Source organism: Erythrobacter sp. JK5, from assembly GCF_018205975.1.
In the GTDB taxonomy this organism is placed as follows: domain Bacteria; phylum Pseudomonadota; class Alphaproteobacteria; order Sphingomonadales; family Sphingomonadaceae; genus Erythrobacter.
Genome location: NZ_CP073577.1, coordinates 1,596,414 through 1,622,364, shown reverse-complemented (window position 1 = coordinate 1,622,364; position 25,951 = coordinate 1,596,414). Strand labels below are relative to the sequence as shown.

The window sequence follows — 25,951 nt, the reverse complement described above, 5'->3', positions numbered from 1 at the left end:
CTTTTGCATTCTTGGCATCTGGGTTCCCAATCCCCATTCTCCAACCTTTATGTCTTCCGCCAAGTTCCATGGTCGCCACGAAAGCGCAAATCGGCACTGCGAGGCCCCCGGGTGCCGCGAGGCTGGCGAATTTCGAGCACCTGGATACCGCGCCAGCGGGTTCGACGGTCCGGGCGAATGGCGCTGGTTCTGCCTCGATCACGTGCGCGAGTTCAATTCCGGCTACGACTGGTTCGAAGGAATGTCGGCCGACGAAATCCTGAATGCGCAATCGCCGGTCAACGGCTGGCGCACCGAAAGTCCCGGCTTTTCGCAGCGTGTGCATGTCGACGGGATGCCGCGCTGGGCGGATTTCACCGACCCGCTGGATGCCATCGCCGCGCGCGCGGGCGGTATCCGCAGCCGCGCCGAACGCGAAGCGAGAATGGCGATGGACGGGCGCTTTTCCAAGGACGAGGCGCAGGCGCTGGAAACGATGGGTCTCGGTCTCGATACCGACCGGCGGCGATTGCGGCGGCGCTATTCGGAACTGGTCCGCCGCTACCACCCCGATCGCAACGGCGGCGACCGCAAGTATGAGGCGAGGCTGGGCAAGGTTGTCGAGGCGTATCAGCTGCTGCGAAAGAGCGCTGCGATCGCCTAGGCAGACTGCGCCGCCGCTGCATCGATTATCTTCTGGTCGATCACGATCGCCTCGAGATAGCACGGCCGATTGGTAAGCCGCTCGACATAGGCCTTGAACGAAGGGCGCTCGGGGATCGAGCCGAAGCGCAGGCCCCAGATGAACTGGCTGCCGACATAGGTATCCGCCATGGTGAAGCGCTGGCCAGCGACCCAGTCATTCGCGCTGAGCCAGCTATCGAGCGCGTCGAGTGTCAGTTCGAGCGAGCCGAAGCCCGCCATGCCGACCTTGTCCTCGGGCACCTTCCAGCCCATCGCCTGGGCTACCACCGCCTGTTCGAGCGGACCGGCCCCGAAGAACAGCCAGCGGAAGTACGCCGCCTTTTCGTGCGCATCGGGCAGCAGACCTTTGTCGGGATGCGTTTCCGCGAGGTAGTGATTGATCGCCGCGGCTTCGGTGACGACGTGGTCGTGACCGCCGTGATGGTGCACCAGCGCGGGCACCTTGTTCATGGGATTGATCTCCCTGAACGTCTCCGGGCGGGTCTCCCAGTTCATCATCACATGCTCGTAATCCGCGCCCGCTTCGTGCAGCGCCCAGCGCGAAATCTGCCCGCGGCTCATGGCGACGGTGTAGAAGGTGAATTCGGCCATTGGATCAGCCCTTCTGCTTGCCGTGATAGATGGTGCGAAATCCGCCGAAGATCATGCGCTTGCCGTCGAACGGCATATCCTCCGGCATCTTCTGCATGCGCTCGTCCTGCATCATCTTTTCGTGCGCTGCGTCATGCGTTTCCTTGTCGGGCCAGGTGATCCACGAAAAGACGATCTTCTCGTCCCCTTCCGCCGCGACAGCGCGGCGGAAATCGGTGTGCACGCCATCGGCGACGTCGACTTCCCAGTTTTCCGCGACCTCCAATGCGCCATATTCGAGGAACATTTCGTTCATCCAGCGCGCCATCTCGAGGTAGTCCTCTTCGCGGTCGGCCTTCACGCCGAGCACCGCTCCCATCACGTACATCGTCGATCTCCCTGCAAGACTCCCAGCGGCACGGTATAGCAGGATTGCAGTCCAATCGCGTCAGTTCTGTCTGAACGCCCAGCGCAGCGTCCGGCCCACGCCCCATGTCGCGGCCCGCGCGGGTAGCGCGGTCAAGAGCGGTTTCTGCAGCCGCAGCATCGAACGCGCCCAATCGGGCAGCATGGCGACCGCATCGGCGCCGATCACCGTCTGCAGCGCGGGCGGCGTGCCCTTGGGTCGCTGGCTCAGCACCAGCTGTGCTACTTCGCGCGCCGCTGGCGATGTGCGCAGATCGGTGCGCAATCCGCGGAAGATCGCCTCGGCCTCGGTGCGGCTTTCCGGCACAGGATCGGCCCCGAGCGCGCGGGCGATCACCGCGAACTGGCGATAGTATTCGTCCTGCTCGCTCGACGGCATGTCGGGGCGCACGTGGCGCAGATAGCCGGCAAGGAAACTCTGCGCTTCGACCACGTGAACCCACGCCAGCGTGCGCGGATTGGTCGCGTTGTAGGGGGTGCCGTCGGGCAGCGTCCCGCCGATCCTGGCATGGATGCGATTGACCCGTTCGATCGCCTGCATCGCCTCGTCGCGGTGGCCGAAGGTGGTGACCGCGATGAACCGCGCCGTGCGCCGCAGCCGCCCGTGCATGTCCTCGCGAAAATTGGAATGGTCGAGCACCCCCTGCAGCGCGTGCGGGTGGAGCATCTGCAGCAGCAGCCCCGGATCCCCCGGTCATCATCCCGACCAGATCGGCATGCACCTTGCGGATCGGAGTGTCCTTGGCAAACAGCGCGTCGTCGGACGGCGGAACCGGCTTCTGCCCGCTTGCCGTATCGTTGAACACGCCGCGCACCTGCTCGACAAGTCTCAGGCGCAGGGATTCGATCGGATCGGGCATCGCTGGAAATGTAGTCACGACAATCGCATATTTCGAGCGGCACGATTCCTGACGGCGAAAACCGCGGTTCTCCGCCTTCGCACAGGACACAGCGAGCCGCCGCAGATTTACCGCGACTTGCAAAATTAGCAGGTGTTGCCGCCTTGCGGCATGAGGCATCGCGTTCTAACCGGGGCGTGATGAATCACATGACCGACAAATCCTTCGATGCCTCCGCAGAAACGACCCTCGAAGCGCCCGACACCGTCGTGGACGTGCGCGACGCCTTCGGCATCGATGTGGACTGGCAGGTTCCCGCCTTCAGCGTGACCGACGAGCACGTACCCGAGCTCGACAAGGATTACGTGTTCGATCCCGATACGACGCTCGCGATCCTGGCGGGATTCGCGCACAACCGGCGGGTGATGATCCAGGGCTATCACGGCACCGGCAAATCGACGCATATCGAACAGGTCGCCGCGCGGCTGAAATGGCCCAGCATCCGGGTCAACCTCGATGCGCATATCAGCCGGATCGATCTGGTCGGACGCGATGCGATCGTGCTCAAGGACGGGCTGCAGGTCACCGAATTCAAGGAAGGCATCCTGCCGTGGGCGCTGCAGCACCCGGTCGCGCTGACCTTCGACGAATACGATGCCGGTCGCCCCGACGTGATGTTCGTGATCCAGCGCGTGCTCGAATTCGATGGTCGCCTGACGCTGCTCGACCAGAACCGCGTGATCACGCCCAACCCGTTCTTTCGGCTGTTCGCGACCACCAACACCGTCGGCCTTGGCGACACGAGCGGGCTGTATCACGGCACGCAGGCGATCAACCAGGCGCAGATGGACCGCTGGAATATCGTCGTCGCGCTCAATTACCTGGCGGCGGAAACCGAACAGCAGATCGTCAAGTCCAAGACCCCGGATACCGACGACAAGCTGATCGCCGACATGGTCAAGGTCGCCGAGCTGACCCGGCACGGGTTCATCAACGGCGACATCTCGACCGTGATGAGCCCGCGCACCGTGATCACCTGGGCGCAGAACGCGGAAATCTTCAATTCGGTCGGCTTCGCTTTCCGCCTGTCGTTCCTCAACAAGTGCGACGAGGCCGAGCGCACGCTGGTGAGCGAATACTACCAGCGGGTTTTCGGCGAGGACCTGCCGGAAAGCGCGGCGAAGACTGCACCCTGACGGGAATGTGTCCCCACAGCCTTGCGGCGGGCCGTATTAGTCTGATAATACAGTAGCGCTATGGGTCTGTTCGCACGCTTCCGCAAACGCTCGGCCGACGATCTCGATCGCGAGGGAGCGGGGTTTTTTCCGCTCTACGAATCGCAGCGGGCCTACGAACCCGATGACGATTTCGGCGATCGGCGGACGCATGGCAGACCCGATTTCCGTGCGTGGGACGATCGTCTGTCGCGGCTCGATGGCTATGTCGCGCGCGAAGAGCGCCGCCGCCTGCCGTGGTGGCGTCCGGCACACTGGCGCGGGCGGCGCAAGCGCTGGTGGGCGGTGCGCATCGTCGCCGGCTTCATCATGACGTTCTTCGTGCTGGTCGCCTGGCTGGCGATCACCGCCCCGCTGTCGAAGTCGCTCGAACCGATCGCCGCACCGCAGGTCACGCTGCTGGCCAGCGACGGGACGCCGATCGCCCGCAGCGGCGCGATGGTCGATGAACCGGTCGAGATCGAGGATTTGCCCCCGCACGTGGTCGAGGCGTTTCTCGCGATCGAGGACCGGCGATTCTATTCGCACTGGGGCGTCGATCCGCGCGGGATCGCGCGCGCGGCATGGACCGGCGTTGGCGGCGGCAGCACGATCACGCAGCAGCTCGCCAAGTTTACCTTCCTCACGCCCGAACAGAGCCTCACCCGCAAAGCGCGCGAGGCGCTGATCGCGTTCTGGCTGGAAGCCTGGCTGACCAAGGACGACATCCTCGAACGCTATTTGTCGAACGCCTATTTCGGGGACAACCAGTACGGGCTGCGCGCGGCCTCGATGCACTATTTCTACCGCCAGCCCGAAAAGCTGCTCCCGCAACAGGCGGCTATGCTCGCGGGCCTGTTGCAGGCGCCATCGCGCTACAACCCGACCAAGCATTACGGACGGGCAAAGGCACGCATGGACCTGGTAATCGGCGCGATGGTCGAAGAAGGTTACCTGAGCGAGGCCGAGGCCACCGCGCTGCCCGATCCCCGGCTGGACGTGCGCACCCGCGAGGACCTGCCGACCGGGACCTATTTCGCCGACTGGGCACTGCCGATCGCGCGCGAGGGATTCAAGCCGGGCTACGAACGGCAGGTGCTCACCACCACGCTCGATTCGCGGTTGCAGGCACTCGCCAGCCGCGTGACCGGCCGCGCGGCTCTGGGTACGGCGCAGGTTGCGCTGGTGGCGATGCGGCCCAACGGCGAGGTCGTGGCGATGGTCGGGGGCAAGGACTATTCCGGTTCGCCGTTCAACCGCGCGACGCAGGCGCGGCGACAACCGGGCTCGACTTTCAAGCTGTTCGTCTATCTCGCCGCCCTCGAAGCCGGGTGGGAACCCGACGACACCATCACCAACACCCCGATCGAAAGCGGCAGCTATCGACCGAAGAACGCCCGCGAGCGCTATTCCGACGAAATCACCCTCGAAGATGCGCTCGCTTCGTCGAGCAACGTCGCGGCGGTGCGGCTGTTCAACGAGATCGGCAGCGAACGGGTGATCCGCACCGCGCGCGCGCTCGGCATCACCTCGCCGATGACCGAAGGCGATCCCAGCCTGGCGCTCGGAACGTCCACCATGACGCTGATCGAGCTCACCGCAGCTTATGCCGGGATCGCGGCGAACGAATTCCCGGTGCGACCGCATGCCTTTGTGCAGGAGGAAAAGGGCTGGTGGGAATGGTTCACGACGCCGAGCGACAGTCTTTCGAGCGGGACGCATGACGATATCGAGCAGATGCTGCGCGCGGCGATCAACCGTGGCACCGGGCGCGCCGCGACGCTGCCGATCGCCAATTTCGGCAAGACCGGCACGACCCAGAATTACCGCGACGCGCTGTTCGTCGGCTATGCCGGGGATCTGGTGGTCGGCGTGTGGGTCGGCAACGACGACAACACGCCGCTCGACAAGGTCACGGGCGGCGGGCTGCCGGCGCGCATCTGGAAGGATTTCATGCGAGGTGCCTTGTCGCTCAAGCCAAGCCCGAGCCCGAGCGCCTCGCCCGATCCCGCAGGCCCGATCCAGCCCTTCGATATCGAGGATGGTGCGGAAATCCCGCTCGACGACCGGGGATCGATGCTGCGGATCGAGGATGGCGAAGTGAGTGTCACCACGCGGGTGGAAGGGGTTCCGGTCGAATTTCGGATCGACGATGGCGGGCTCGCGGTCGAACCTGCCGAACCCGAACGCTAGCGACCCCGCCCCGCACCGCCCCGCGCCCGGGACATCATGCTCAGGCCATCAGGATGTTCATGACCGCGCTCGCAATCGGGCGGTCGCGATCGTCCTGCCAGGCTTCGACCGAAAGGTTGGCATTGCGCCGTCCCAGCCGGGCAATGCGGGCAAGGGCATAGGTCTGCTTCTGCTTGCCGGCCGACAGATACTGCACCGTGATGTTGATCGGCTTGAGCCGGTGATCACGGCCCTCGCGCAGCAATACCGCGCGCAGCGCCGCGTAGCCGGCGTTTTCAAGCAATCCTGCGGTCGCCCCGCCGTGGAAATGGCCGGGCCGCCCTTCGATATTCGGTCCGAATGCCACCGTCAGCACCGGCAGGCCGTGCTCCTCACCATGGATCTCGATCCCGAGCGAGCGGGCATAGGCGGGAAGGACGAGGCGGCGCGTCGGTTCAGTCATCGGTGTCGCCCTCGGACTTCGCGCTTTCCGTAGCAGTCCTGTCTTTCTGACGCGGGTCGGACGCGATCGTCATGAACACCCCCGCTACGTGCGCCACCGGATCATCCGGATCGCCATCATGCGCGATACCGCGCACAAACGCGGCCGATCGGGTCATGCGATAGCATTCGACCCGTCCGAACACCGCCGAGCGTTCGCGTGCCGGACGCTGGTAATCGACCCGCAGGTCGAGCGTCGCAATCGGCGTGAAGGTGCCCGATTTCTGCCAGATCGACATCCCGCTCGCCATGTCCATCAGGCTGACGATCGGACCGGAGGCGAGCACCGGTCGGTCCGGCTCACCCAGCAAATCTTCGCGCCACGGCAATTCGAGCTCGACCCAGTCATCGCCGTGGTCGCGATAGGTCAGCCCGAGCCAGCCGGAATGGCCGTGCCGGAAAAAGAATTTTGCCGCTTCGCGCGGATCGAACCGGGCCATGTTTCTGGTCATTGCGTTTTCTGTGCTTCGAGTAGCGAATCATTACAATCATTTAATTTTTTCAATCGCGTCACCTGCGTCACCTTGCGTCTGCGTTCGGCATTCCGCCGGACGTCGAATGAGAGGAAACCAACCATGCCGAAGATCGACCTCAACGCGCTGCCCGGGCTGGAAACCGCCCAGGGGCTGTTCGGATCGCTCAGCCAGCAGGCCGCGACTTTCGACGACACGGTCGTCGAAATCATGATCTTTCTGTACGAAAGCGCTCCCCCGCCTCCGCCGGAAATGTTTTTCTGAGCGAGGTGGCGCGACGATGCACGTGCATCCTGCCATCGCGGCGTTGCGGAGCGATCCCGCTTCGCAACGCCGCACGCAAGCGGCGATGGCCGATACGCTTCGCACATGGCGGGAGGCGTCCTGGCAACGCGAGATCGCAGCCGATCTTGCCCGCTACGCTGCCGGTGCGGTGCTGACGGACTGCGCGGCGGTTTCGGCGCTGCTTGGCGACAGGGGCGCGGCGTGCGCATTCGTCGCCGGCTGGAGCGCGCCGCTGATCGAGGCCCTGAACCGCTATCCGCTGGCAGAGGTGCCTTTCGGCTACCGCCATACGAAGGGATATTCCACGGTCCAGCTGCTGTCGGCAGGCGGCGCGACGCTGGGCGTTTCGGCCTATGAGCGCCAGCCGGGTGGCGCCGAGCCGCGGACCGCACTGTTCGTGGATCGCGAAAGCAGCGAGCTGGTTCTGGCGGGGACCGCGCGCGGCGCGTCGCACCGGCTCGTTGACGACGGGACGGTGGAGACATCGACCGAGACCTGGCGCTCCGGCGACCGGATCGCGATGCACTACCGGCGTGCCCGGCAGATTGTCGCGGTCGAAGGGGCGCTGCTGGTGCTGCAGCTTTCCCGAACGCCCCGGACCCCGCGCCCGACGCGCCAATACCGACTTGCCGACAGCTGCCTGCTCAAGGTCGCCAGCGGGGATCGGCAGGCAAGCCGCGACCTGATGGCGCTCGCCGTGATCGGCGCGATGGAACACCCGGCCGGGTTGGCGGCGATGCAGCAGGTATGCGCGGACGGCGCGCGCGACCCCGATGTGCGCTGGGAAGCGGTTCGCCAGGCGCTGGCGCTCGATCCGGCGGGGGGTTTCGCGCTGTTGAGCGGCCTTGCGGGATGCCCGACCGATCCGCTGTTCAACCCGGCACTTCGCCTCAGAGCGCAGCTCGCCGAGGCTCATCCGCACCTCGCAGAGGCCGCCTGATGCCACAAATCATCCCCGTGGACGATGCGCGCGCCTGTTCATTGCCCGAAGCGATCGAGGCGCTGGCCGCGCTCGATTTCGATCCCGATTGCGAACAGCGCACGGCGCAGGCAGCGCGCTGGCTTAGGCGGCTGACCAACAACCGCAGCTTCCTCGGCGATCTGCTGGTCGATTTGGTGACCCGGCGGTCGGGCGGTGGCACGGCGATCGACAGCGGCTATGGTCCGCAGGCGATCGTGCTGAGCCCGCATCGCACGGGTGCCAGCGGCGGCATGTTCCTGCGCGCCAACATCTGGCCGGCCGAGCAGGACCTGTGCTTCCGCAACAGCGGCGCGCGCAGCTTCGTCTATGGCGTCCCGCACGATCACGATTTCTCGTTTCTCACCAGCGGCTATTTCGGCCCCGGCTATCGCAGCGACTATTTCGAATACGATTACGAAAGCGTGGCGGGATTTGCGGGCGAGAAGGTCGACCTGAAGTTCATCGAGCGGAGCGCGCTGCACCCGGGCAAGCTGATGCTGTACCGGCGTCATCTCGACATCCACAGCCAGTTGCCGCCCGAAAGCCTGTCGGTTTCGCTCAACGTCATGCATGTCGATCCGGTGCAGTGCTGGTTCGACCAGTACGGGTTCGACCTTGAGGAGCAATGCGTGAACGCAGTGCTCAGCCCCAACTCGACCGAGACTTTCCTGCGCGTAGCGGTGGCAACCGGGGCCGGGGAGGCGCTCGACCTCGCCGAGCAGATCGGCAAGTCGCATCCGAGCGACCGGCTGCGGCTGGCGAGTTTCGAGGCGCGGGCGGCGAGGTGCCCCGATGCAGACGGAGAGGACGCGCTGTGGCGGACCGCCGAGGCGAGCGGAAGCCGGATGGTGGAAGCTGTCGCACGGGAGCGCCGCGCCGCGCTCGCCTAGATCACCCCGCCGGCAAGCCGATCGATCGCGCCTTGCAGGATCACCGCCGCCGCGTGGCTGTCGATCGCTCCGGCGCGCTTCTTGCGGCTGATGTCCTGCCCGATCAGCGCATCCTCGGCCGACTTGGTCGACCAGCGCTCATCCCACAGCAGCACCGGCAGGGCGAAGGCTTCGGCGAGATTGCGGGCGAAGGCGCGGCTGGCCTGCGCGCGCGGACCTTCGCTGCCATCCATGTTGCGCGGCAGGCCAAGCACCACGCCCGTGATCGCGCGCGCCTTGACCAGTTCTCCGAGCACGGCGCGGTCGCGGCTCCACTTGCCCCGGCCCAGCGTCTTGCCTGCGGTGGCGAAGCGCCAGCCCGCATCGCAGGTCGCGATGCCGATCGTCCTTGTGCCGAGATCGAGCCCGAGCAGTACGCCGCCATCGGGCAGCGCCTCGGAGAAATCGTGGGCGGATTCGGTGATCAGGAGCCGTTCGCCGCTGCGGCAAAGGCGTTCACCCGCCGCGCCACGTCCGCCTTGGTGTTCGCCCAGAACAGCGGGATGTCGTAAACGTGGTAGTTGTTCCCCGGCAGCACGTAAGAGCCGAGCTCGGGCGGATCGCCGATCAGCAGCAATCCCCGCTCGTCGCAACGCGCCGGGACGGCACCGGGAACCAGCTCGCCGGTCGAGATGCTGTCGTCGGGCACCAGCGTGCCGAGGTTGGCGCTGGCCGGAGCCGACCCGCGGAACATGCCGGTCAGCGGATTGGTGCACAGGATCTGGCTGTCGCCCCGTTCGGTCCCGTCGAAGCCGGTCGACTTTGCATAGGTCCTGATCACCGACGAAGGATCGGCGGGTTCGGCAAAACTCGACCACGACAGCACGCAGCCGGTCTGCGCCGGGGTGGCGCAGGCGACGATTCCCATCGCGGGCAGATCGTGCGCGACCGAAATCGGCCAGCCGATCGCATAGGCGGCCACCAGCCGATCGGCGACTGGCGAGCCCTGCACCTCCTCGCGCAGCAGCCGGATCAGGTGCAGCGCGCCCTGGCTGTGTCCGGCGAGCACGATCGGCGTGTCCTCGTCGACCGAACTGAGGAAGTAGCGAAAGGCTTCGCGCACATCGGAATAGGCGGCGTCGATCGCCTGCTGGCCTTCAGGTTCGTCGGTCAGGAAGGCGCCCATCGTCGCCTGGCGATAGCGCGGTGCCCAGATCTCGCTCGCGGCGTTGAACGGGCTGGCCATGCCGCGAATGTACACGCGGGCGATGCGTTCGGCTTCTTCGTCGGCATCCTCGCCGATCGGCGCATTCCAGTTGTCGCGGCTGAGATAGCTGGTCGGGTGGACGAAGAAGACGGCGAAATCGGACACCTCGCCATTCCCCCGCGGATCGACCGCGCGCGAGCCGCGCGTTTCAAACTGCGCCGGGCGACCGAGCGTGCGTTCGGCGGCGGGATTGTCGGGCGAGGGCTGCCGCGCGGTCGGATCGGGCGCGCGTTCGGCCAGCGCCGGCTGCCAGCGCGCCGGATCGTTTACGCCGATGCCGGGGCGCGAATACCACAGCGCCGGGTCCTGATAGGCGTTGACCTCCAGCGGTTCGGTGGGCGTGAACTCGGTCGAGGGGACGAGCGCGACGGCGGCGAGCTCTTCCTGGAACATCTCGTAGGCGATCCGGCCGACGATGAAGACGACGATGCAGAATGCGACGAGATAGAGGAATTTTCGGGCCATTGTCGTGGGTCTTGCAAACTATTGGGAGGGTGCGGTTCGTTCGGCGATCGGCGGGCGCAGCGTGCTCCATGCCCGCGCGCCGCGCATGCTGGAGAACCAGCTCACCGGGTTCCAGGTGGTCGATCCGTCGAGCGAGAAGGTGATGAATTCCGCCCGCCCGCCGATGTTTTCCAGCGGGATGGCGCCGCCCAGTCCGCGCGCTTCCGCGGGCGCGCGGCTGTCGGCGCTCTCGTCGCGGTTGTCGCCCATCGCGAACACGTGGCCCTCGGGGATGGTCAGCGGGCCGAAATTGTCGAGCGGCTGATCTTCATGGTCGATGACCAGATAGGTCGCGCCATTGGGCAGGGTCTCGCGATAGGTCGGCGGTTCGTAGAATTGCGCGCCATTGGCTTCGCGGACCTTGTAGGGCTCGAACGCCGACAGGCAGGGGCCGTTGTCGCACAGGAGCTCGGGTTCGAACGGGATGCGCACCGGCGGCACGATTTCGCGTGTCACCAGCTCGCCGTTGAGGATGATCCGTCCGTCCCGTACTTCGATCGTGTCGCCGGGCAGGGCGACCACGCGCTTGATGTAATCCTCGTCGCGCTGCGGGTGGACCGGGATAACGATATCGCCGTATTCCGGGGTGGCCGGCCAGACCCGCCAGTCGCCGCGCGGCAGCATGTGGAAGCTCGCCGACGCCCACGACCAGCCGTAGGGATACTTGCTCACCACCAGCCGGTCGCCCACCCACAGGGTCGGCATCATCGAGGTCGAAGGGATGTAGAACGGCTTGGCGACCAGGCTGTGGAACGCCAGCACCGCGAGCAGCATCAGGGCGAGCCCGCGCAGTTCCGCGAACCAGTCGACCTTCTTGTCGCTTTCCTCCCCGCCGTCAGCATGGGTGCCCTGCGCCGGTGCGGCGACGGGTTCGACAGCCTCGGTCGCCTTGGGGGCGTCGGCCTGCGGGGAATCGGTCTGGGTCACGGTTCGGGTTCGGTTCCGGCGTCAATATACAGGGTTCAGAGCGCACGCGCTTCGATCATCACGAATGCCTGCGCCCATGGGTGATCATCGGTTAGGGTCAGATGAATGAGCGCCTCATGGCCTGACGGGACCATTTCTTCAAGCCGGATTGCGGCGCCCCCGGTCAATGCCAGCGTCGGCGCGCCCGACGGGGCGTTGACCACGCCGATGTCCTTCATGAACACGCCGCGCCGGAAACCGGTGCCGACCGCCTTGCTGAACGCTTCCTTGGCGGCGAAGCGCTTGGCATAGGTGCCGGCGATCGTGAAGGGCGGCGGCGAGCCTTGGCGCGCTCGATATCGGTGAAGACGCGGTTCTCGAACCGTTCGCCGAAACGGTCGAGAGAGTTCTGGATTCGCTCGATATTGCACAGGTCGGAGCCGAGGCCGATAATCATAGTACGAGCAATCCTCCCAGCGCCACAAGACCGACAACCACGATCAGGCTGGCACCTGTAAGCGCGATGGAAGCGGTCCGTCTGCCGGTGTTCCACAGCCAGATGGTCGTCGCCAGCAGCGCCGCGTTCAGCACCAGCGGGCCGCCGATCAACAGCCATTCGATGATCGGCATGGGCCGACCGCGATAGGCCTCCGATCCGAACATGAGGCCAATCAGGAAAATGCCCGCGGAGCCTGCCAGCAGCACCACGTACCAGGCAATCATCACCACGATCGGCCAGTTCGACGGCTTGCTGTCGGTCATCCCGCGCCTTTCAGGATGAGCGTGACCAGCAGCGTGAGCGCCACCACATGCAGCATCACCTGGCTCTTGAACAACGGGCTGGCAAAGTCGCCATTGGCGAATTTGAGCGAGCCGACATAGCCGAAGATCTGCAGCGCGACCCAGCCGATCGCGAAGGGAACCAGCACCTGCGCATTGAGCGCGAAGCCCAGAAAGCAGACCGCGAGCAGGAACAGCGCCACCGCGCCGAATGCCCAGCGCTTCTGCTCTCCGGTCAGCTCGGGCAGGTCTTCGGCCATCGGTTCAGCGCGCCTCGTCCATCAATTCGCGCATCCGCCGCACCGCCGTTTCCAGCCCGGTGAACACCGCCTCGCCGATCAGGTAGTGCCCGATATTGAGTTCGGCGACTTGCGGGATGGCGGCGATCGGCTGGACGTTTTCGTAGGTCAGGCCGTGCCCGGCATGCGGCTCGATTCCGTTCTTGGCGGCGAGCGCGGCCATGTCGCCGATCCGGCGCAGTTCCTTCGCGGTGCGCTCGGCATCGCCGTCGAGGATCGCGTGGGCGTATTCCCCGGTGTGGAATTCGACCACCGGCGCGCCGAGCCGCAGCGCGGCGTCGAGCTGGCGCTCGTCGGCCTCGATGAACAGCGACACGCGGATGCCCGCCTCGTGCAGGCGGTCGACGATCGGTACCAGCGTGTTGTGCAGCCCCGCCGCGTCGAGCCCGCCTTCGGTGGTGCGCTCCTCGCGCTTTTCGGGGACGATGCAGGCGGCGTGCGGTTTGTGTCGCAGCGCAATCGCCAGCATCTCCTCGGTCGCCGCCATTTCGAGGTTGAGGGGGAGGTCGGTCGCCGCCTGGATGCGGGCAAGGTCCTCGTCGCGGATATGGCGGCGATCCTCGCGCAGGTGTGCGGTGATGCCGTCCCCGCCCACAGCTGCGACGATCTCGGCCGCACGCACGGGATCGGGATGGTCGCCACCGCGGGCATTGCGGATAGTGGCAACGTGATCAATGTTTACGCCAAGACGAAGGGGGCTGGTCATTGTCCTGCTATTCTTTGCGGCTTCCCGGTTTGGTCACAGCTACGCGTGCCAGTTCTTCGGGGATGCTGTCCTCGTCGTAGGTCGGGAAATCGATCGCGACCAGGGGATAGAACGGCACGCCGAGATCGACCGAGCCCGCCGAGCGATCGACCAGCGCGCATTCGGCGATCACTTCGCCGCCTTCGCGCGCCACAGCGGCGATGGCTTCGCGGCTGGAAAGGCCGGTGGTGACGACATCTTCCACCATGAGCACTTTTGCGCCCGGCTCCAGCGCGAATCCCCTGCGCAGGTGGAACGTGCCGTCGGGCCGTTCGAGAAACAGCGCGTCCTTGCCCAGCGCGCGGCCGACTTCGTGGCCCATGATGATGCCGCCCATCGCCGGGGAAACCACGGTGTCGATCCGATCGAGGATGGCGGCGGGAATCTGTGCACAGGTCGCTTCGGCCAGGCGCGCGGCGCGGGCCGGGTTCATCAGCACCCGCGCGCATTGCAGGTAGTGCCCGCTGTGCCGCCCGGACGACAGCTTGAAATGGCCTTCGAGCAGCGCGCCGCACTGGCGGAATTCCTCGAGTACCTGATCGGTGGTCATTGTTGCGCTCATTGCACGTGAATTCCCGGCAAAATCCGTAGGGTTGCGTAAACTTGCGTGCGCTTCATGGCGGCTTGCATATTTTTCTCCCTAGAAGCGCTTGAGGCACTCGGCAAGCGCGGCTAAGGGGACCCGGAAGCTGGCGGAAATGTCGGCTGCAACGCCGTTTGCCCAAGAGGTCGCAAGGACCCTTGGGCAGGGCGGCATGGGATGAAAATCGATAGCATGTCTGGGCACATAATTATGGGTCACGCACTCACCCGTGTGAAGAATGGAACGATCGCGCTGGCACTGGCGCTGATGATGGCGCTGACCGCCATCGCTGCGCCGCAGGCCGTTGTCGCGCAGGATGCGACCGGGGCCGAGGTTCTCGGCGAGGTGCCTCCGGGTGCCGCGCCGGACGAAGTGGTCGCGGGCGAAACCGAAGCTCCCGAAGCGACCGGGGCCTATACCCCGATGGCTCCGACCGAGGGCAAGGGCATGCCCACCTCGTTCGAGGACGATCCGATCAAGTCGATGAACTTCCAGGATCAGTATACCGAAAACGGCGCCTATGCGCTGTGGATGCACGATAACCTGCTGCTGCCGATCATCACGGTGATCAGCCTGTTCGTGCTGGGTCTGCTGCTGTACGCGGGTGTGCGCTATAACCGCCGTGCCAATCCGGTGCCGTCGAAGACGACCCACAACACCGCAATCGAGGTTATCTGGACGGTTGTGCCGGTCCTGATCCTGGTGATCATCGCGGTGCCCTCCATCACGCTGCTGGCGCGCCAGTACGAAACCCCGCCGGAGGATGCGGTGACCATCAAGGCCACCGGGTATCAGTGGTATTGGGGCTACGAATATCCCGATCACGGGGTCGGCGAGATCATCTCGAACATGCTGACCGATGCCGATGCGATCGCCAACGGCGAACCGCCCAAGTTGGCGGTGGACAATCGCCTGGTCGTGCCGGCGGGGGTTCCGCTGCGTATCCAGACCACCGGTGCCGACGTGATCCACGCCTTCGCGGTACCCTCGTTGTGGTTCAAGATGGACGCGGTGCCGGGCCGGCTCAACGAGAAGATGCTGACGATCAAGGAGCCGGGCGTGTATTACGGCCAGTGTTCCGAGCTGTGCGGTACGCGCCACGCCTACATGCCGATCGCGGTCGAAGCGCTTCCGCCCGAGGAATTCGCCGCCTGGGTCCGCGCGCAGGGCGGCACGATGCCGGGCGAAGAAGCTGCGGCTCCGGCCGAGGAAGCGCCCGCCGACGACGCCGCTGCGGAGCCCGCCGCCTGATCGCGGCGCGACGCAACCGAACGTAGAACACACGACGAACCTGAGAGTATCTGAACGATGGCTACCACAGCAGAAGGCTTCGACATCCCCGCAGGCGATCACGCCCACGATCATGCGGATCACAAGCCGGGCTTTTTCACCCGCTGGTTCATGTCGACCAACCACAAGGATATCGGCACGCTGTACCTGATCTTCGCGATCTGCGCGGGGATTGTCGGCGGTGCGATTTCGGGCATCATGCGGATGGAGCTGGCTGAGCCGGGCATCCAGTACCTGCAATGGTGGGCCGCGTTCATGGGCGGCGGCGACGATCTCAACACCGCGCTGCACATGTGGAACGTGTTCATCACCGCGCACGGCCTGATCATGGTGTTCTTCATGGTCATGCCCGCGATGATCGGCGGGTTCGGCAACTGGTTCGTCCCGCTGATGATCGGTGCGCCGGACATGGCGTTCCCGCGGATGAACAACATTTCATTCTGGCTGACCGTCGCGGGCTTCTTCAGCCTGCTGTTTTCGCTGTTCGTGCCCGGTGGTGCGGGCAACGGGGCGGGCGTTGGCTGGACGGTCTATGCCCCGCTTTCGACCAGCGGCTCTCCCGGTCCGGCGGTCGACTTCGCGATCTTCTCGCTGCACCTCGCGGGCGCTGGCTCGATCCTGGGCGCGACCAATTTCATCACCACCATCTTCAACATGCGCGCGCCGGGCATGACCCTGCACAAGATGCCGCTGTTCGTGTGGTCGGTGCTGGTCACCGCATTCCTGCTGCTGCTGGCGCTGCCGGTGCTCGCCGCTGCGATCACCATGCTGCTGACCGATCGCAATTTCGGCACGACCTTCTTCGATCCGGCCGGTGGCGGCGACCCGGTGCTCTACCAGCACCTGTTCTGGTTCTTCGGCCACCCCGAAGTCTACATTATGATCCTGCCGGGCTTCGGCATGATCTCGCAGATCGTCGCGACCTTCAGCCGCAAGCCGGTGTTCGGATATCTCGGCATGGCCTACGCCATGGTCGCGATCGGCGTGGTCGGCTTCATCGTGTGGGCCCACCACATGTACACCGTTGGCCTCGACGTGAACACGAAGATGTATTTCACCGCGGCGACGATGGTCATCGCCGTCCCGACCGGGGTGAAGATCTTCAGCTGGATCGCGACGATGTGGGGCGGCAGCCTCGAGTTCAAGTCGCCGATGGTCTGGGCGCTGGGCTTCATCTTCCTGTTCACCGTCGGCGGCGTGACCGGCGTGGTGCTTGCCAATGGCGGCATCGACGACAACCTGCACGACACCTACTATGTGGTGGCGCATTTCCACTACGTGCTGTCGATGGGTGCGGTGTTCTCGCTGTTCGCGGGTTTCTACTACTGGTTCCCGAAGATCAGCGGCAAGATGCACTCCGAACTGCTGAGCCATATCCACTTCTGGGGCTTCTTTATCGGCGTGAACATCATCTTCTTCCCGCAGCACTTCCTCGGCTTGCAGGGCATGCCTCGGCGCTATCCGGACTATACCGACGCCTTTGCCTTCTGGAACGAGATCAGCACGATCGGCTACATGGTGATGGCGGCATCGATGGTGGTATTCTTCGTCAACGTCATTTACGCGCTCGTCGCGGGCAAGAACCCGGGCAAGAATCCCTGGGGCGAAGGCGCGACGACGCTCGAATGGACGCTGTCGAGCCCGCCGCCGTACCACCAGTTTGAAACGCTGCCGGTGATCGAGGATCATCACGATTATCACGATCACCGTCCGGCATCGGACAAGCCGGCAACCGCCTGACGCAGGGCGGGCCGGGGCTTCGCTCCGGTGCCGTACAGACACGAGAAGGGGGAGCGCGCGCCGCCGGGTGCGTTCTCTTTCGGAATAACGACACGAACCGAACCAATGGACGCAACCGCACACACACAGGCACCGGATCAGGAGCGCCGCACCGCGCTCCCGACCGAATGGCGTGACTTCTTCACGCTGACCAAGCCGCGCGTGATGACGCTGGTGATCTTCACCGGCATCTGCGGACTGCTCGCCGCGCCGGGCTCGATCCATCCGGTCATCGGCTTTACCGCGATCCTCGCGATCGCGATGGGCGCGGGCGGATCGGCGGCGCTCAACCACTGGTGGGAAGCCGATCTCGACGCGGGCATGAAGCGCACCGCCAATCGCCCGCTGCCGACCGGGCGGATGCGGCGCGAGGACGCGCGCGATTTCGGGATTTTCCTGTCGGCGGTGTCGGTCGGGCTGATGGGCGTCGCGGTCGGCTGGCTGGCGGCGATCAGCCTCGCGGCGGCGATCGTCTATTACGCGGTGATCTACACCATGTGGCTCAAGCCGCGCACCCCGCAGAACATCGTGATCGGTGGCGGCGCGGGCGCGTTCCCGCCCTTCATCGGCTGGATCGCGGTGACCGGCGAGATCACGATGATGCCGGTGCTGCTGTTCGCCATCATCTTCTTCTGGACTCCGCCGCATTTCTGGGCGCTCGCGCTGTTCGTGAAGTCCGATTACGCCAAGGTCGGCATCCCGATGCTGCCGGTGGTCGCGGGCGAGCGCGTCACGCGGCGCCAGATCATGGTCTACACCCTGCTGCTCGCCCCGATCGCGATCGCGCCGTGGGCGATCGGCGAGACGAGCTGGGTCTACGGATCGGTCGCGGTGGTCTTGTCCGCGCTGTTCGTTGCGCTGGCGATCCCGGTGCTGCGCGAGCGGCGGACGGGCGGCGACCCGCTCAAGCCGGAAAAGACGCTGTTCAAATACAGCATCGCCTATCTGTTCGTGCTGTTCGCCGCGCTGGTGGCGGACCGGGTGCTGGCGGCGCAGGGGGTGATCGCATGACCCCCGAAGAAGAAACCGAGTTCAAGCGCCGCCGCAAGAGCCGCAACCTCGTGGTCGGGGGTACGCTGCTGTTCTTCGTGGTCCTGTTCTACGCGATCACCATCGTGCGGTTGGGAGACTGACCATGGCAGCCTACACCGCGCAGGAACTCAGCGAAAAGAACGTCCGTGTCGGCATCCTCGCCTTTATCGGCGCGCTCGCGATGCTGGGTCTCGGCTATGCCGCGGTGCCGCTTTACGAGATGTTCTGCCGCGTCACCGGCTTCGGTGGCACCACGCAGGTCGCCAGCGAAGCCGACGCCGCGCGCGCAGCGATGGCAGCCAGTGGCGAGACGATGTCGATCCGCTTCGACGCGTCGACCGCCTACGACATGCCGTGGACCTTCCATCCGGCGCAATCGACCGACACGGTGCAGATCGGCCAGCGCGACATCGCGACCTACGTGGCGCGCAACAATTCGGACCAGCCGATCACCGGCACCGCGACATTCAATGTCGAGCCTTCGCAGGCGGGCAAGTATTTCAACAAGATCCAGTGTTTCTGCTTTACCGAGCAGACGTTGCAGCCGGGGCAGGAGGTCAACATGCCGGTGCTGTATTACGTCGATCCGGCGATCCTCGACGACGAGTTCATGAAGGATGTCGAGCAGATCACGCTGAGCTACACTTTCCACCGCGCCAAGGAGCCCGTAGTGTCGGCTCCCAAGCGCTCGAACTGAATCAGACGCAACCCAGGGACGGGAACGACCACATGGCTGGCAAAGTAAACCACGATTACCACATCCTCGACCCGGATATCTGGCCGCTGGTCGGATCGATCTCGGCGCTGACGTTCACTTCGGGCATGGTGCTCAGCTGGCATCCCGAGCAGTTCGGGGCGGCGAGCAATATCGTGATCTGGGCCGGTCTCGCCGGGCTCATCGCGACCTTCTTCATGTGGTTTCGCAACGTCACGATCGAAGCGCAGCGCGGCGATCACACCCCGGTGGTGCAGCTGCACATGCGCTACGGCATGATCCTGTTCATCGCTTCCGAAGTGATGTTCTTCGTGGGCTGGTTCTGGGCGTGGTTCGATTTCTCGCTGTTTCCCTCGTCGATTGCCGAAGTTGTCGGCGGTGTGTGGCCGCCACAGGCGATCGAGGAAGTGCTCGATCCGTTCAGCCTGCCGCTGCTCAACACCATCATCCTGCTGTGTTCGGGCACCACGGTGACCTGGGCGCACCACGCGCTGATCCACGGAGATCGCGACGGCTTGAAGCAGGGCCTGTGGGCGACGATCGCGCTCGGCGTGCTGTTCACCTCGATCCAGGCCTACGAATATTACGTCGCGCCGTTCGGGTTCGGCGGCAACACCTACAGCTCGGCGTTCTACATGGCGACCGGCTTCCACGGTTTCCACGTGCTGATCGGAACGATCTTCCTCTCGGTGTGCCTCTATCGCGCCTATATCGGCCACTTCACTCCGCGTCAGCACTTCGGCTTCGAAGCGGCGGCGTGGTACTGGCACTTCGTCGACGTGGTGTGGCTGTTCCTGTTCATCGTGGTCTATGTTTGGGGCGGCTGGGGCGCTGAATACCACTGATGCGTCCGGACTCCGGTCCACAATTTGAGAGGGGGCAGCCTGGTTTGGTCCAGGCTGCCCTTTCTGGTCTCTGCCCGCGTTGTGGTGCCGCGACCCTGTTCGAAACGCCTGCGAGCATTGCGCTGTCGTGCGATCGGTGCGGGCTCGACCTTGGCGCGCTGGAACGCGGGGCGCGGCTTGCCGGGCTGGTGACGATCCTGACGGCCGCGATCCTCATCATGCTCGCGATCGGGATCGACATCATGCTGCGCCCGCCGTTGTGGCTTCAGGTCGTGATCTGGGCACCGCTGACTCTGGCGGTCGTGATCGGGACGCTGCGGCTCTACAAGACCGCGCTGTTGTATCGTCGATATGAGGCACAGGCCGAACAGGGCGGCACGGAGGGATGATGCGCTCGATCCCGATCATCCCGACCATCCTCGTCGTCGCGGCGGCGGGCGTGATGGTGTGGCTTGGCTTCTGGCAATTGGGGCGGGCGGACGAAAAGGCCGCCATGATCGAGCGGTTCTCGGCAATCCCCGCCGATGCGCCTGCGGTGCCGGTTCGATCAAGGGAGTTCTGGCAGGGTGAGGTGCTGTTCACTCGCGTAGTGCTCGATTGCGACGAAGTGATTTCCTTGCGAAGCACTGCAGGCACGAGCGTTCGTGGTGCCAAGGGGTTTGCCCATATCGCGAAGTGCAATGCTGGCGGACTACCGATCGAAGTGGCGCTGGGGTGGTCGCGAGATCCTGCACCTCCGGTCTATGATGGTGGATCGGTCGAAGGGATTGTCGATGCCGGAGGCAAGGTTGTCGCCAACCCAGCGCTCGCCGACCTTGAACCCCTCGCCAAACCCGATCCCAACGACCTGCCCAACAACCACCTCGCCTATGCGGGGCAGTGGTTCTTCTTCGCGCTGACGGCGCTGGTGATCTATGGCTTTGCGCTGAAGTCCCGGGTGGCCAAACGCGACGACTGACTACTTGTAGAAGCCTTCGCGCAGGTTGATGCCGTGTTCGAGCCAGATCTTCATGGCGCACAGCATCCCGGTCCAGCCTTCGCAATTGAGATAGGAACCGCGCAACGCGCCGTCGGTCTCGCGCCAGCCTTCCTCGATGATCTCCACCAAGGTCCGCCCGTCATCGGTCGGTTTGAACAGAAACGTGACGGTGGTGCGGTAGTCGGCTTCGCCATGTTTGGCGCCGATCTTCCCGCTGTCGCCTTCATAGGCCGCCCACTCGAACACGATCTTCTCATTGGGCACCACTTCGATGACGTAGACCGGGAAGGCGCCGGGGAAATCGTGGAAGTCCCACATTACGGTCTTGCCCGCTTCCATCCTGCCCTTCGCCCCGCCGGTGGTGAAGAATTGCGAGAGCTTCTCGGGATCGGCGAGCGCCTCGAACACGTCTTCGACCGGCTTCGCAATTCGGCCGGAAACGCGGAAATTGACCTCCATGGCGTGTCTCCCTTGAGTCGCGCTGCATTATGTTATAAAAATATAACATGTCAAATGATGACGATCTCGATCAGGTGTTCAAGGCCCTGGCCAATCCGGTGCGGCGCGGGATTTGCGACCAGCTGAAACTGCGACCGCTGACCACCAAACAGCTGTGCGCGTGCTTCCCCGACCTCGACCGGTGCACGGTCATGCAACATTTGCGAGTGCTGGAGCGGGCCGACCTCGTGGTTTCGGTTCGCAAGGGACGCGAACGCTTCAATTACCTCGACGCCATGCCGATCCAGGCGATTCATGAACGCTGGATCGGACCGCATGCCGCGCGGGCAGCCAGCAATCTGTCGAACCTGAAAGCAGCGCTGGAAAGCACGAAGGCGACGGAAACCGCCTGGTGAGCATTGCAGGGGGTGCTGCTCCCCGCTAACCGCACCGCATCATGCACTACGTCTCCACTCGCGGCAGCGCGCCGACGCTCGATTTCGAAGGAGTCACGCTGGCGGGTCTGGCTTCCGATGGCGGGCTCTACGTGCCGGCCGCATGGCCGCGCCTGACCGAAGCGCAGATCCGCGACCTGCGTGGCCTGTCCTACCCGGCGCTCGCCGCCGCAATCATGCGCCCGTTCGTCGCCGGGAGCCTGACCGATGACGAACTCGATGGCCTGTGCGCCACCGTCTATGGCGATTTCGGCCACGCTGCCGTCACCCCGCTGGTGCAGATGGACGAGACGCACTGGCTGCTCGAGCTGTTCCACGGGCCGACGCTGGCGTTCAAGGACGTCGCGCTGCAATTGCTCGGCCACCTGTTCGAGACGTTCCTGAGCCGCCGCGACGCGCGCCTCACGATCGTCGGTGCGACCAGCGGCGACACCGGCTCGGCGGCGATCAACGCGGTCGCCGGGCGCGACCGGACCGAGATATTCATGCTCCACCCTAAGGGGCGGGTGAGCGAGGTCCAGCGCCGACAGATGACCACCGTGCGCGCGCCCAACGTGCACAATATCGCGATCGAAGGCAGCTTCGACGATGCGCAGCGCCATGTGAAGGCGATGTTCGCTGATCCTGCTGTCAATGGCCCGCTCAATCTCGGTGCGGTCAACTCGATCAACTGGGCGCGGCTGATGGCGCAGGTGGTGTACTACTTCTACTCCGCGCTCCAGCTTGGCGCGCCCGACCGCACGATCGCCTACAGCGTGCCGACCGGCAATTTCGGCGATGTGTTCGCGGGCTATGTCGCGGCGCAAATGGGTCTGCCGATCGAGCGGCTGATCGTCGCCACCAACGTCAACGATATCCTCCATCGTGCGCTCACCGATGGCGACTATTCGGCGGGCGGCGTCACGCCGACGATCACCCCGTCGATGGACATCCAGGTCAGCTCGAACTTCGAGCGGCTGCTGTTTGACGTCGGTGGACGCGACGGTGCGGCACTGGCCATGCAGATGCGCGATTTCGAAGCGAGCAAGGCGATGCAGCTGACCAACAGCCAGCGCGAAGGGGCCTCCAGGCTGTTCACCAGCATGCGCGCCGATCAGGCCGAAACCGCGCGTGCACTGCAATGGGCGCAGCGCAATGCCGACCAGGTGATCGACCCGCATACCGGGGTTGGCCTGCATGCGAGCCTTGCAGCCGCCGAAACGGGCGTGATCGAGCGCGGCGTACCGATCGTCACCCTCGCGACCGCGCATCCGGCCAAATTCCGCGACGCGGTCGAGCGCGCGGTCGGCGTGCGTCCCGCGCTTCCGCCCCGCGTCGGCGACCTGTTCGGACGCGAGGAGCACTTCACCGAGATTTCTGGCGAATACGAAGCGGCGCGCGATTTTGTGCTCCAGAACGCGGCCAGCGCCAGCGCCTGATGGCTCACCTTGTCGCTCAACCCATCGTGATGGAGTGCTCCGGGTGGGATGGCTATCGCCTGCTCGACAGCGGGGCCGGGCGCAAGTGGGAGGCGTTCGGGCCGTTTTCCTTCATCCGCCCAGAACCGCAAGCGCTGTGGCAGCCGCGCCGGTCTGACTGGCAGGCAGATGGCGAATTCATCCCCGGCTCGGACGAGGATGGCGGCGGGCGCTGGGTGTTCGAACGCGATGTTCCCGAAGGTGGCTGGGAGCTGGCGTGGAACGAAGTGCGCTTCACCGCGCAGCCGACCCCCTTCCGCCACTTGCAGTTCTTCCCCGACATGGCCCCCGTCTGGGAGTGGATGCGTGCGCAGCTTGTGGGACGTGAGGATGCCGAGACGCTCAACATGTTCGGCTATACCGGCCTTGGTTCACTGGCGCTGAGTCGTCACGGCCAGGTGACCCATGTCGATGCGTCCAAGAAATCGGTCGCGCAGGCACGCGACAACACCGCGCTCTCCGGCATGGAGGACCGCCCGATCCGCTGGCTGGTCGACGACGCGGCCAAGTTCGCCGCGCGCGAGGTGCGGCGCGAGCGGCGCTATGACGGGATCATCCTCGATCCGCCCAAGTTCGGACGCGGCCCGAAGAACGAGACATGGCGGCTGGAAGAAGGCTTGGGCGGCCTGATCGGCGACTGCGCCAGGCTGCTCGATGGCGACAGCCGGTTCCTGTTTCTCACGGTCTACGCGGTACGCATGAGCAGCCTCGCTATCGCCGGTCTGCTCGAGGAAAAGCTGGCGCATCTGCCCGGCACAATCGAGCATGGCGATCTCGCCGTGCGCGAAGAGGCCCTTCGGCAGGCTCAGGATGAGCGGGAGGGGCGCCTGCTGCCGACCGCCATCTTCGCACGTTGGTCGAATCCGGGCTAAAGGCGTGCGCCAATGACCATGACCGATTCGCTCATCCTCGAAGTCGCCGATCTCGAAGTCGATGTCCTGACCGGCATCTATTCCGAGGAAACCGGCAAGCCGCAGCCGCTGCGCATGACCGTGCAGGCGCGTTACGATGTCGCCGATCACTACGATGCCGACACGCCGCTCGAAGCCAGCAAGAACTACATGGACCTGAAATTCGCGATGTCCGAGGGTCTGCCCAGGGGCGTCCATTTCAAGCTGATCGAGGCGGTTGCCGATCACATCTGCGAAACCTTGTTCGTGCAGGATCGCCGGGTTCAGGCCGTGACGGTCAAGATCGTGAAGCTCGCGATTGCCGAGGCGAACGAGAAGATCGGGATAACGCTGCATCGCGAACGCCCGGCACAGGACCACGCCTGATCGTGGCGCAGGCGGTCCAGATCGTCGAGGACCTGCCCGACCGGGCGATCGACGCGGCGGCGGCATTCTTCTCTAATCACCTTGTCGAATCCCGTCGGCTCCTGGCCGACGATCAAACCGATTCGCTGGCGATCGTCCTCCTGCCCATGCCGCATCATCACGACGATTGGCGCCGCTCCCTGGCGCGCGATCTTGCCCGCGCGCACGCGCCCAGCCGCGTCAACGTCGTCGGCGCGACTGCGGGCGAAGCGCGCGAGGAAATGCTCGCATATTTGAGGGATGCGCCCGGCGTCACCGGACAGTATCTTGCCGCGCATGAGTGACGCCCGGAACCGCAATCCCGATCTGATCGCCGTCGACAATTCCGGCGGCCCGCTGGTCGACACGTTTCAGCGCCGCATCACCTATCTGCGACTGTCGGTCACCGATCGCTGCGATCTGCGTTGCTCCTATTGCATGCCTGAGCGCATGCAGTTCCTCCCGAAGAAAGAGGTGCTCACGCTCGAGGAGCTGTACGAGCTGGCGACCGGCTTCATCGATCGCGGGGTGACCAAGATCCGCGTGACCGGCGGCGAGCCGCTGGTGCGGCGCGACATCATCGACCTGTTCGATGCGTTGGGGCGGCGACTCGGCAACGGGCTCGATGAGCTGACCCTCACCACCAATGCGACCCGGCTGGCGCAGCACGCCGAGGCACTCGCCCAGGCAGGGGTGCGGCGGGTCAATGTCTCGCTCGACACGCTCGATCGCGAAACCTTCACGCGGCTGACCCGGCGCGATGCGCTCCCGCAGGTGCTCGACGGCATAGCGGCGGCGCGCGAGGCGGGCCTCAAGGTCAAGCTCAACGCAGTGGCGCTCAAGGGTATCAACGAACACGAACTGCCCGATCTCGTCGCGTGGGCGCACCGGCAGGGACACGACATCACCCTGATCGAGGTGATGCCGCTGGGCGAGGTCGAGGAGGACCGGCTCGACCATTACCTCCCGCTCAGCGTGGTGCGCGATCGGCTGGACGAGCGCTGGACGCTCACCGACACCGATGCCAGCACGGGCGGGCCGGCACGCTACGCCGATATCGCCGAAACCGGTGGGCGGCTCGGCCTGATCACCCCGCTGACCAACAATTTCTGCGCCGGCTGCAACCGTCTGCGGGTGACCGCGACCGGGCAGCTGTATCCCTGCCTCGGCGGCAGCGAGCGGGTCGATCTGCGCGCAGCGCTGCGATCCGATCAGCCGCAGGTGAACCTCGAACAAGCGCTCGCCCGGGCGATGGCGATCAAGCCCGAGCGGCATCACTTCCGGATCGACGAACCCGGTGCCGACCCGGCGCAGCCACGACACATGTCGATGACGGGCGGCTGATATGACGGTGACTGTCGTGTTTCTCGGCCCGTTGCGCGATCTGGCAGGCGAAGACAGCCGCGAGGTTGCGGCTCCGCTCGACTGGGGCGCGCTTCTCGAAGCGGTAGGCCCCGAGGTCGCTGAGCAGCTGCAATCGGAGCGGATCAACGTCGCCTGTGCGGGCAGGGTTCTGGCGGACAAGACCGCGCTCGCGGCGCAGGATGGCGACGAAGTTGCGCTTCTGCCGCCCGTCAGCGGCGGCTGA

The 25,951-nt window shown here is 65.1% G+C and carries 33 protein-coding genes and 2 pseudogenes; 21 read left to right on the top strand and 14 right to left on the bottom strand.

Annotated features, from left to right (window positions below; all coding sequences use genetic code 11):
- The first annotated feature begins 49 nt into the window (after positions 1–49).
- Complete coding sequence (locus KDC96_RS07990) at positions 50–643, top strand: DnaJ domain-containing protein (protein WP_212452137.1); 594 nt, start codon at positions 50–52, stop codon at positions 641–643.
- Here KDC96_RS07990 and KDC96_RS07985 read toward each other — a convergent pair.
- From KDC96_RS07985 to KDC96_RS07975, 3 genes and pseudogenes are all read right to left on the bottom strand, one after another.
- A complete protein-coding gene (locus tag KDC96_RS07985) occupies positions 640–1,275 on the bottom strand; it encodes a glutathione S-transferase family protein (protein ID WP_212452135.1) in 636 nt (211 codons plus the stop codon). The genes KDC96_RS07990 and KDC96_RS07985 overlap by 4 nt on opposite strands.
- A gap of 4 nt (positions 1,276–1,279) precedes the next feature.
- On the bottom strand, positions 1,280–1,642 hold the full coding sequence (locus tag KDC96_RS07980; protein ID WP_212452133.1) for a DUF1428 domain-containing protein: 363 nt from the start codon (positions 1,640–1,642) through the stop codon (positions 1,280–1,282).
- Positions 1,643–1,702: 60 nt separating this feature from the next.
- A pseudogene (locus tag KDC96_RS07975) lies at positions 1,703–2,540 on the bottom strand (oxygenase MpaB family protein).
- A gap of 179 nt (positions 2,541–2,719) precedes the next feature.
- Between KDC96_RS07975 and cobS the strand changes: the two are divergent.
- Both cobS and KDC96_RS07965 read left to right on the top strand, forming a co-directional pair.
- The gene (gene cobS, locus KDC96_RS07970; RefSeq protein WP_212452131.1) at positions 2,720–3,715 is read left to right on the top strand and encodes a cobaltochelatase subunit CobS; all 996 of its coding nucleotides are present in this window, start codon (positions 2,720–2,722) and stop codon (positions 3,713–3,715) included.
- A gap of 60 nt (positions 3,716–3,775) precedes the next feature.
- On the top strand, positions 3,776–5,926 hold the full coding sequence (locus tag KDC96_RS07965) for a transglycosylase domain-containing protein (protein WP_212452129.1): 2,151 nt from the start codon (positions 3,776–3,778) through the stop codon (positions 5,924–5,926).
- A 40-nt stretch (positions 5,927–5,966) separates the two neighbouring features.
- On the opposite strand, the gene KDC96_RS07960 is transcribed toward KDC96_RS07965, so the two are convergent.
- Positions 5,967–6,368 (bottom strand): PaaI family thioesterase, encoded by a 402-nt coding sequence (locus tag KDC96_RS07960; protein WP_212452127.1) that lies wholly within the window; start codon positions 6,366–6,368, stop codon positions 5,967–5,969.
- On the bottom strand, positions 6,361–6,858 hold the full coding sequence (locus KDC96_RS07955) for a PaaI family thioesterase (protein WP_249171977.1): 498 nt from the start codon (positions 6,856–6,858) through the stop codon (positions 6,361–6,363). Before KDC96_RS07955 ends, KDC96_RS07960 begins: the two co-directional genes overlap by 8 nt.
- 123 nt (positions 6,859–6,981) lie before the next feature.
- Between KDC96_RS07955 and KDC96_RS07950 the strand changes: the two genes are divergently transcribed.
- The 3 genes from KDC96_RS07950 to KDC96_RS07940 are packed head-to-tail and all read left to right on the top strand — an operon-like array spanning position 6,982 to position 9,015.
- Positions 6,982–7,143, top strand: a complete 162-nt coding sequence (locus KDC96_RS07950; RefSeq protein ID WP_212452125.1) for a hypothetical protein — start codon at positions 6,982–6,984, stop codon at positions 7,141–7,143.
- Positions 7,144–7,159: 16 nt separating this feature from the next.
- The gene (locus tag KDC96_RS07945; protein WP_212452123.1) at positions 7,160–8,104 is read left to right on the top strand and encodes a hypothetical protein; all 945 of its coding nucleotides are present in this window, start codon (positions 7,160–7,162) and stop codon (positions 8,102–8,104) included.
- Entirely contained in the window at positions 8,104–9,015 is a 912-nt protein-coding gene (locus KDC96_RS07940; RefSeq protein WP_212452121.1) for a transposase, read from the top strand. Before KDC96_RS07945 ends, KDC96_RS07940 begins: the two co-directional genes overlap by 1 nt.
- Here the strand turns inward: KDC96_RS07940 and ruvX are convergent.
- The 8 genes and pseudogenes from ruvX to pyrE all read right to left on the bottom strand — a co-directional run bounded on the left by ruvX (position 9,012) and on the right by pyrE (position 14,045).
- Positions 9,012–9,482: a Holliday junction resolvase RuvX gene (ruvX, locus tag KDC96_RS07935; RefSeq protein WP_212452516.1), complete on the bottom strand. Its 471-nt coding sequence runs from the start codon at positions 9,480–9,482 to the stop codon at positions 9,012–9,014. The two genes, KDC96_RS07940 and ruvX, sit on opposite strands and share 4 nt — an antisense overlap.
- Positions 9,479–10,726 (bottom strand): DUF3089 domain-containing protein, encoded by a 1,248-nt coding sequence (locus KDC96_RS07930; RefSeq protein WP_212452119.1) that lies wholly within the window; start codon positions 10,724–10,726, stop codon positions 9,479–9,481. The genes ruvX and KDC96_RS07930 overlap by 4 nt, the downstream gene beginning before the upstream one ends.
- Before the next feature lie 18 nt (positions 10,727–10,744).
- A complete protein-coding gene (lepB, locus tag KDC96_RS07925; RefSeq protein ID WP_249171976.1) occupies positions 10,745–11,692 on the bottom strand; it encodes a signal peptidase I in 948 nt (315 codons plus the stop codon).
- Between the two features lie 35 nt (positions 11,693–11,727).
- Positions 11,728–12,128 (bottom strand): annotated as a pseudogene (gene acpS / locus KDC96_RS07920) (holo-ACP synthase).
- Positions 12,125–12,433, bottom strand: a complete 309-nt coding sequence (locus KDC96_RS07915) for a hypothetical protein (protein ID WP_212452117.1) — start codon at positions 12,431–12,433, stop codon at positions 12,125–12,127. The pseudogene acpS and the gene KDC96_RS07915 overlap by 4 nt, the downstream one beginning before the upstream one ends.
- Complete coding sequence (locus tag KDC96_RS07910; RefSeq protein WP_212452115.1) at positions 12,430–12,711, bottom strand: pyridoxal phosphate biosynthetic protein; 282 nt, start codon at positions 12,709–12,711, stop codon at positions 12,430–12,432. The genes KDC96_RS07915 and KDC96_RS07910 overlap by 4 nt, the downstream gene beginning before the upstream one ends.
- Positions 12,712–12,715: 4 nt before the next feature.
- Entirely contained in the window at positions 12,716–13,456 is a 741-nt protein-coding gene (locus KDC96_RS07905; RefSeq protein ID WP_212452113.1) for a pyridoxine 5'-phosphate synthase, read from the bottom strand.
- 7 nt (positions 13,457–13,463) lie between these two features.
- Complete coding sequence (gene pyrE / locus KDC96_RS07900) at positions 13,464–14,045, bottom strand: orotate phosphoribosyltransferase (RefSeq protein ID WP_212452111.1); 582 nt, start codon at positions 14,043–14,045, stop codon at positions 13,464–13,466.
- Between the two features lie 243 nt (positions 14,046–14,288).
- Here pyrE and coxB point away from each other — a divergent pair, with 243 nt between their 5' ends.
- The 8 genes from coxB (at position 14,289) to KDC96_RS07865 (ending at position 20,697) form a co-directional block, all read left to right on the top strand.
- Complete coding sequence (gene coxB / locus KDC96_RS07895) at positions 14,289–15,329, top strand: cytochrome c oxidase subunit II (protein WP_212452109.1); 1,041 nt, start codon at positions 14,289–14,291, stop codon at positions 15,327–15,329.
- Between the two features lie 57 nt (positions 15,330–15,386).
- The gene (gene ctaD / locus KDC96_RS07890) at positions 15,387–17,108 is read left to right on the top strand and encodes a cytochrome c oxidase subunit I (RefSeq protein WP_212452107.1); all 1,722 of its coding nucleotides are present in this window, start codon (positions 15,387–15,389) and stop codon (positions 17,106–17,108) included.
- Positions 17,109–17,213: 105 nt separating this feature from the next.
- On the top strand, positions 17,214–18,158 hold the full coding sequence (locus KDC96_RS07885) for a heme o synthase (RefSeq protein WP_212452105.1): 945 nt from the start codon (positions 17,214–17,216) through the stop codon (positions 18,156–18,158).
- The gene (locus tag KDC96_RS16555) at positions 18,155–18,280 is read left to right on the top strand and encodes a hypothetical protein (RefSeq protein WP_256439044.1); all 126 of its coding nucleotides are present in this window, start codon (positions 18,155–18,157) and stop codon (positions 18,278–18,280) included. The genes KDC96_RS07885 and KDC96_RS16555 overlap by 4 nt, the downstream gene beginning before the upstream one ends.
- A 2-nt stretch (positions 18,281–18,282) precedes the next feature.
- On the top strand, positions 18,283–18,876 hold the full coding sequence (locus tag KDC96_RS07880) for a cytochrome c oxidase assembly protein (protein WP_212452103.1): 594 nt from the start codon (positions 18,283–18,285) through the stop codon (positions 18,874–18,876).
- A gap of 32 nt (positions 18,877–18,908) precedes the next feature.
- Positions 18,909–19,739 carry a cytochrome c oxidase subunit 3 gene (locus tag KDC96_RS07875; RefSeq protein WP_212452101.1) on the top strand — a complete coding sequence of 277 codons (831 nt, stop codon included), beginning with the start codon at positions 18,909–18,911 and terminating at the stop codon, positions 19,737–19,739.
- A gap of 44 nt (positions 19,740–19,783) precedes the next feature.
- On the top strand, positions 19,784–20,128 hold the full coding sequence (locus KDC96_RS07870) for a DUF983 domain-containing protein (protein ID WP_249171975.1): 345 nt from the start codon (positions 19,784–19,786) through the stop codon (positions 20,126–20,128).
- Positions 20,125–20,697, top strand: a complete 573-nt coding sequence (locus KDC96_RS07865; protein WP_212452100.1) for an SURF1 family cytochrome oxidase biogenesis protein — start codon at positions 20,125–20,127, stop codon at positions 20,695–20,697. The genes KDC96_RS07870 and KDC96_RS07865 overlap by 4 nt, the downstream gene beginning before the upstream one ends.
- Here the strand turns inward: KDC96_RS07865 and KDC96_RS07860 are convergent, their stop codons facing one another.
- Positions 20,698–21,177 carry an SRPBCC family protein gene (locus KDC96_RS07860; RefSeq protein ID WP_212452098.1) on the bottom strand — a complete coding sequence of 160 codons (480 nt, stop codon included), beginning with the start codon at positions 21,175–21,177 and terminating at the stop codon, positions 20,698–20,700.
- A 47-nt stretch (positions 21,178–21,224) separates the two neighbouring features.
- On the opposite strand from KDC96_RS07860, the gene KDC96_RS07855 reads away from it, so the two are divergent.
- Genes KDC96_RS07855 through KDC96_RS07825 form a run of 7 tightly spaced genes read left to right on the top strand, consistent with a single transcriptional unit; the run spans position 21,225 to position 25,951 of the window.
- Complete coding sequence (locus KDC96_RS07855) at positions 21,225–21,572, top strand: helix-turn-helix transcriptional regulator (protein ID WP_212452096.1); 348 nt, start codon at positions 21,225–21,227, stop codon at positions 21,570–21,572.
- 41 nt (positions 21,573–21,613) lie between these two features.
- A complete protein-coding gene (gene thrC / locus KDC96_RS07850) occupies positions 21,614–23,029 on the top strand; it encodes a threonine synthase (RefSeq protein ID WP_212452093.1) in 1,416 nt (471 codons plus the stop codon).
- Entirely contained in the window at positions 23,029–23,940 is a 912-nt protein-coding gene (locus tag KDC96_RS07845; RefSeq protein ID WP_212452091.1) for a class I SAM-dependent methyltransferase, read from the top strand. The genes thrC and KDC96_RS07845 overlap by 1 nt, the downstream gene beginning before the upstream one ends.
- Before the next feature lie 18 nt (positions 23,941–23,958).
- Positions 23,959–24,345 carry a dihydroneopterin aldolase gene (locus tag KDC96_RS07840; RefSeq protein WP_212452510.1) on the top strand — a complete coding sequence of 129 codons (387 nt, stop codon included), beginning with the start codon at positions 23,959–23,961 and terminating at the stop codon, positions 24,343–24,345.
- 2 nt (positions 24,346–24,347) lie between these two features.
- Positions 24,348–24,668 (top strand): Rossmann fold domain-containing protein, encoded by a 321-nt coding sequence (locus tag KDC96_RS07835; protein ID WP_212452089.1) that lies wholly within the window; start codon positions 24,348–24,350, stop codon positions 24,666–24,668.
- Positions 24,661–25,707: a GTP 3',8-cyclase MoaA gene (gene moaA / locus KDC96_RS07830; RefSeq protein WP_212452087.1), complete on the top strand. Its 1,047-nt coding sequence runs from the start codon at positions 24,661–24,663 to the stop codon at positions 25,705–25,707. The genes KDC96_RS07835 and moaA overlap by 8 nt, the downstream gene beginning before the upstream one ends.
- Before the next feature lies 1 nt (position 25,708).
- A complete protein-coding gene (locus tag KDC96_RS07825) occupies positions 25,709–25,951 on the top strand; it encodes a MoaD/ThiS family protein (RefSeq protein WP_212452084.1) in 243 nt (80 codons plus the stop codon).

Excerpts from the sequence above, each read along its gene's own strand:
- KDC96_RS07990 (WP_212452137.1), top strand. The coding sequence starts at position 50 with ATGTCTTCCGCCAAGTTCCATGGTCGCCACGAAAGCGCAAATCGGCAC.
- KDC96_RS07985 (WP_212452135.1), bottom strand. The coding sequence starts at position 1,275 with ATGGCCGAATTCACCTTCTACACCGTCGCCATGAGCCGCGGGCAGATT.
- KDC96_RS07980 (WP_212452133.1), bottom strand. The coding sequence starts at position 1,642 with ATGTACGTGATGGGAGCGGTGCTCGGCGTGAAGGCCGACCGCGAAGAG.
- cobS (WP_212452131.1), top strand. The coding sequence starts at position 2,720 with ATGAATCACATGACCGACAAATCCTTCGATGCCTCCGCAGAAACGACC.
- KDC96_RS07965 (WP_212452129.1), top strand. The coding sequence starts at position 3,776 with ATGGGTCTGTTCGCACGCTTCCGCAAACGCTCGGCCGACGATCTCGAT.
- KDC96_RS07960 (WP_212452127.1), bottom strand. The coding sequence starts at position 6,368 with ATGACTGAACCGACGCGCCGCCTCGTCCTTCCCGCCTATGCCCGCTCG.
- KDC96_RS07955 (WP_249171977.1), bottom strand. The coding sequence starts at position 6,858 with ATGACCAGAAACATGGCCCGGTTCGATCCGCGCGAAGCGGCAAAATTC.
- KDC96_RS07950 (WP_212452125.1), top strand. The coding sequence starts at position 6,982 with ATGCCGAAGATCGACCTCAACGCGCTGCCCGGGCTGGAAACCGCCCAG.
- KDC96_RS07945 (WP_212452123.1), top strand. The coding sequence starts at position 7,160 with ATGCACGTGCATCCTGCCATCGCGGCGTTGCGGAGCGATCCCGCTTCG.
- KDC96_RS07940 (WP_212452121.1), top strand. The coding sequence starts at position 8,104 with ATGCCACAAATCATCCCCGTGGACGATGCGCGCGCCTGTTCATTGCCC.
- KDC96_RS07930 (WP_212452119.1), bottom strand. The coding sequence starts at position 10,726 with ATGGCCCGAAAATTCCTCTATCTCGTCGCATTCTGCATCGTCGTCTTC.
- KDC96_RS07915 (WP_212452117.1), bottom strand. The coding sequence starts at position 12,433 with ATGACCGACAGCAAGCCGTCGAACTGGCCGATCGTGGTGATGATTGCC.
- KDC96_RS07910 (WP_212452115.1), bottom strand. The coding sequence starts at position 12,711 with ATGGCCGAAGACCTGCCCGAGCTGACCGGAGAGCAGAAGCGCTGGGCA.
- KDC96_RS07905 (WP_212452113.1), bottom strand. The coding sequence starts at position 13,456 with ATGACCAGCCCCCTTCGTCTTGGCGTAAACATTGATCACGTTGCCACT.
- pyrE (WP_212452111.1), bottom strand. The coding sequence starts at position 14,045 with ATGACCACCGATCAGGTACTCGAGGAATTCCGCCAGTGCGGCGCGCTG.
- coxB (WP_212452109.1), top strand. The coding sequence starts at position 14,289 with ATGGGTCACGCACTCACCCGTGTGAAGAATGGAACGATCGCGCTGGCA.
- ctaD (WP_212452107.1), top strand. The coding sequence starts at position 15,387 with ATGGCTACCACAGCAGAAGGCTTCGACATCCCCGCAGGCGATCACGCC.
- KDC96_RS07885 (WP_212452105.1), top strand. The coding sequence starts at position 17,214 with ATGGACGCAACCGCACACACACAGGCACCGGATCAGGAGCGCCGCACC.
- KDC96_RS16555 (WP_256439044.1), top strand. The coding sequence starts at position 18,155 with ATGACCCCCGAAGAAGAAACCGAGTTCAAGCGCCGCCGCAAGAGCCGC.
- KDC96_RS07880 (WP_212452103.1), top strand. The coding sequence starts at position 18,283 with ATGGCAGCCTACACCGCGCAGGAACTCAGCGAAAAGAACGTCCGTGTC.
- KDC96_RS07875 (WP_212452101.1), top strand. The coding sequence starts at position 18,909 with ATGGCTGGCAAAGTAAACCACGATTACCACATCCTCGACCCGGATATC.
- KDC96_RS07865 (WP_212452100.1), top strand. The coding sequence starts at position 20,125 with ATGATGCGCTCGATCCCGATCATCCCGACCATCCTCGTCGTCGCGGCG.
- KDC96_RS07860 (WP_212452098.1), bottom strand. The coding sequence starts at position 21,177 with ATGGAGGTCAATTTCCGCGTTTCCGGCCGAATTGCGAAGCCGGTCGAA.
- KDC96_RS07855 (WP_212452096.1), top strand. The coding sequence starts at position 21,225 with ATGTCAAATGATGACGATCTCGATCAGGTGTTCAAGGCCCTGGCCAAT.
- thrC (WP_212452093.1), top strand. The coding sequence starts at position 21,614 with ATGCACTACGTCTCCACTCGCGGCAGCGCGCCGACGCTCGATTTCGAA.
- KDC96_RS07845 (WP_212452091.1), top strand. The coding sequence starts at position 23,029 with ATGGCTCACCTTGTCGCTCAACCCATCGTGATGGAGTGCTCCGGGTGG.
- KDC96_RS07840 (WP_212452510.1), top strand. The coding sequence starts at position 23,959 with ATGACCGATTCGCTCATCCTCGAAGTCGCCGATCTCGAAGTCGATGTC.
- moaA (WP_212452087.1), top strand. The coding sequence starts at position 24,661 with ATGAGTGACGCCCGGAACCGCAATCCCGATCTGATCGCCGTCGACAAT.
- KDC96_RS07825 (WP_212452084.1), top strand. The coding sequence starts at position 25,709 with ATGACGGTGACTGTCGTGTTTCTCGGCCCGTTGCGCGATCTGGCAGGC.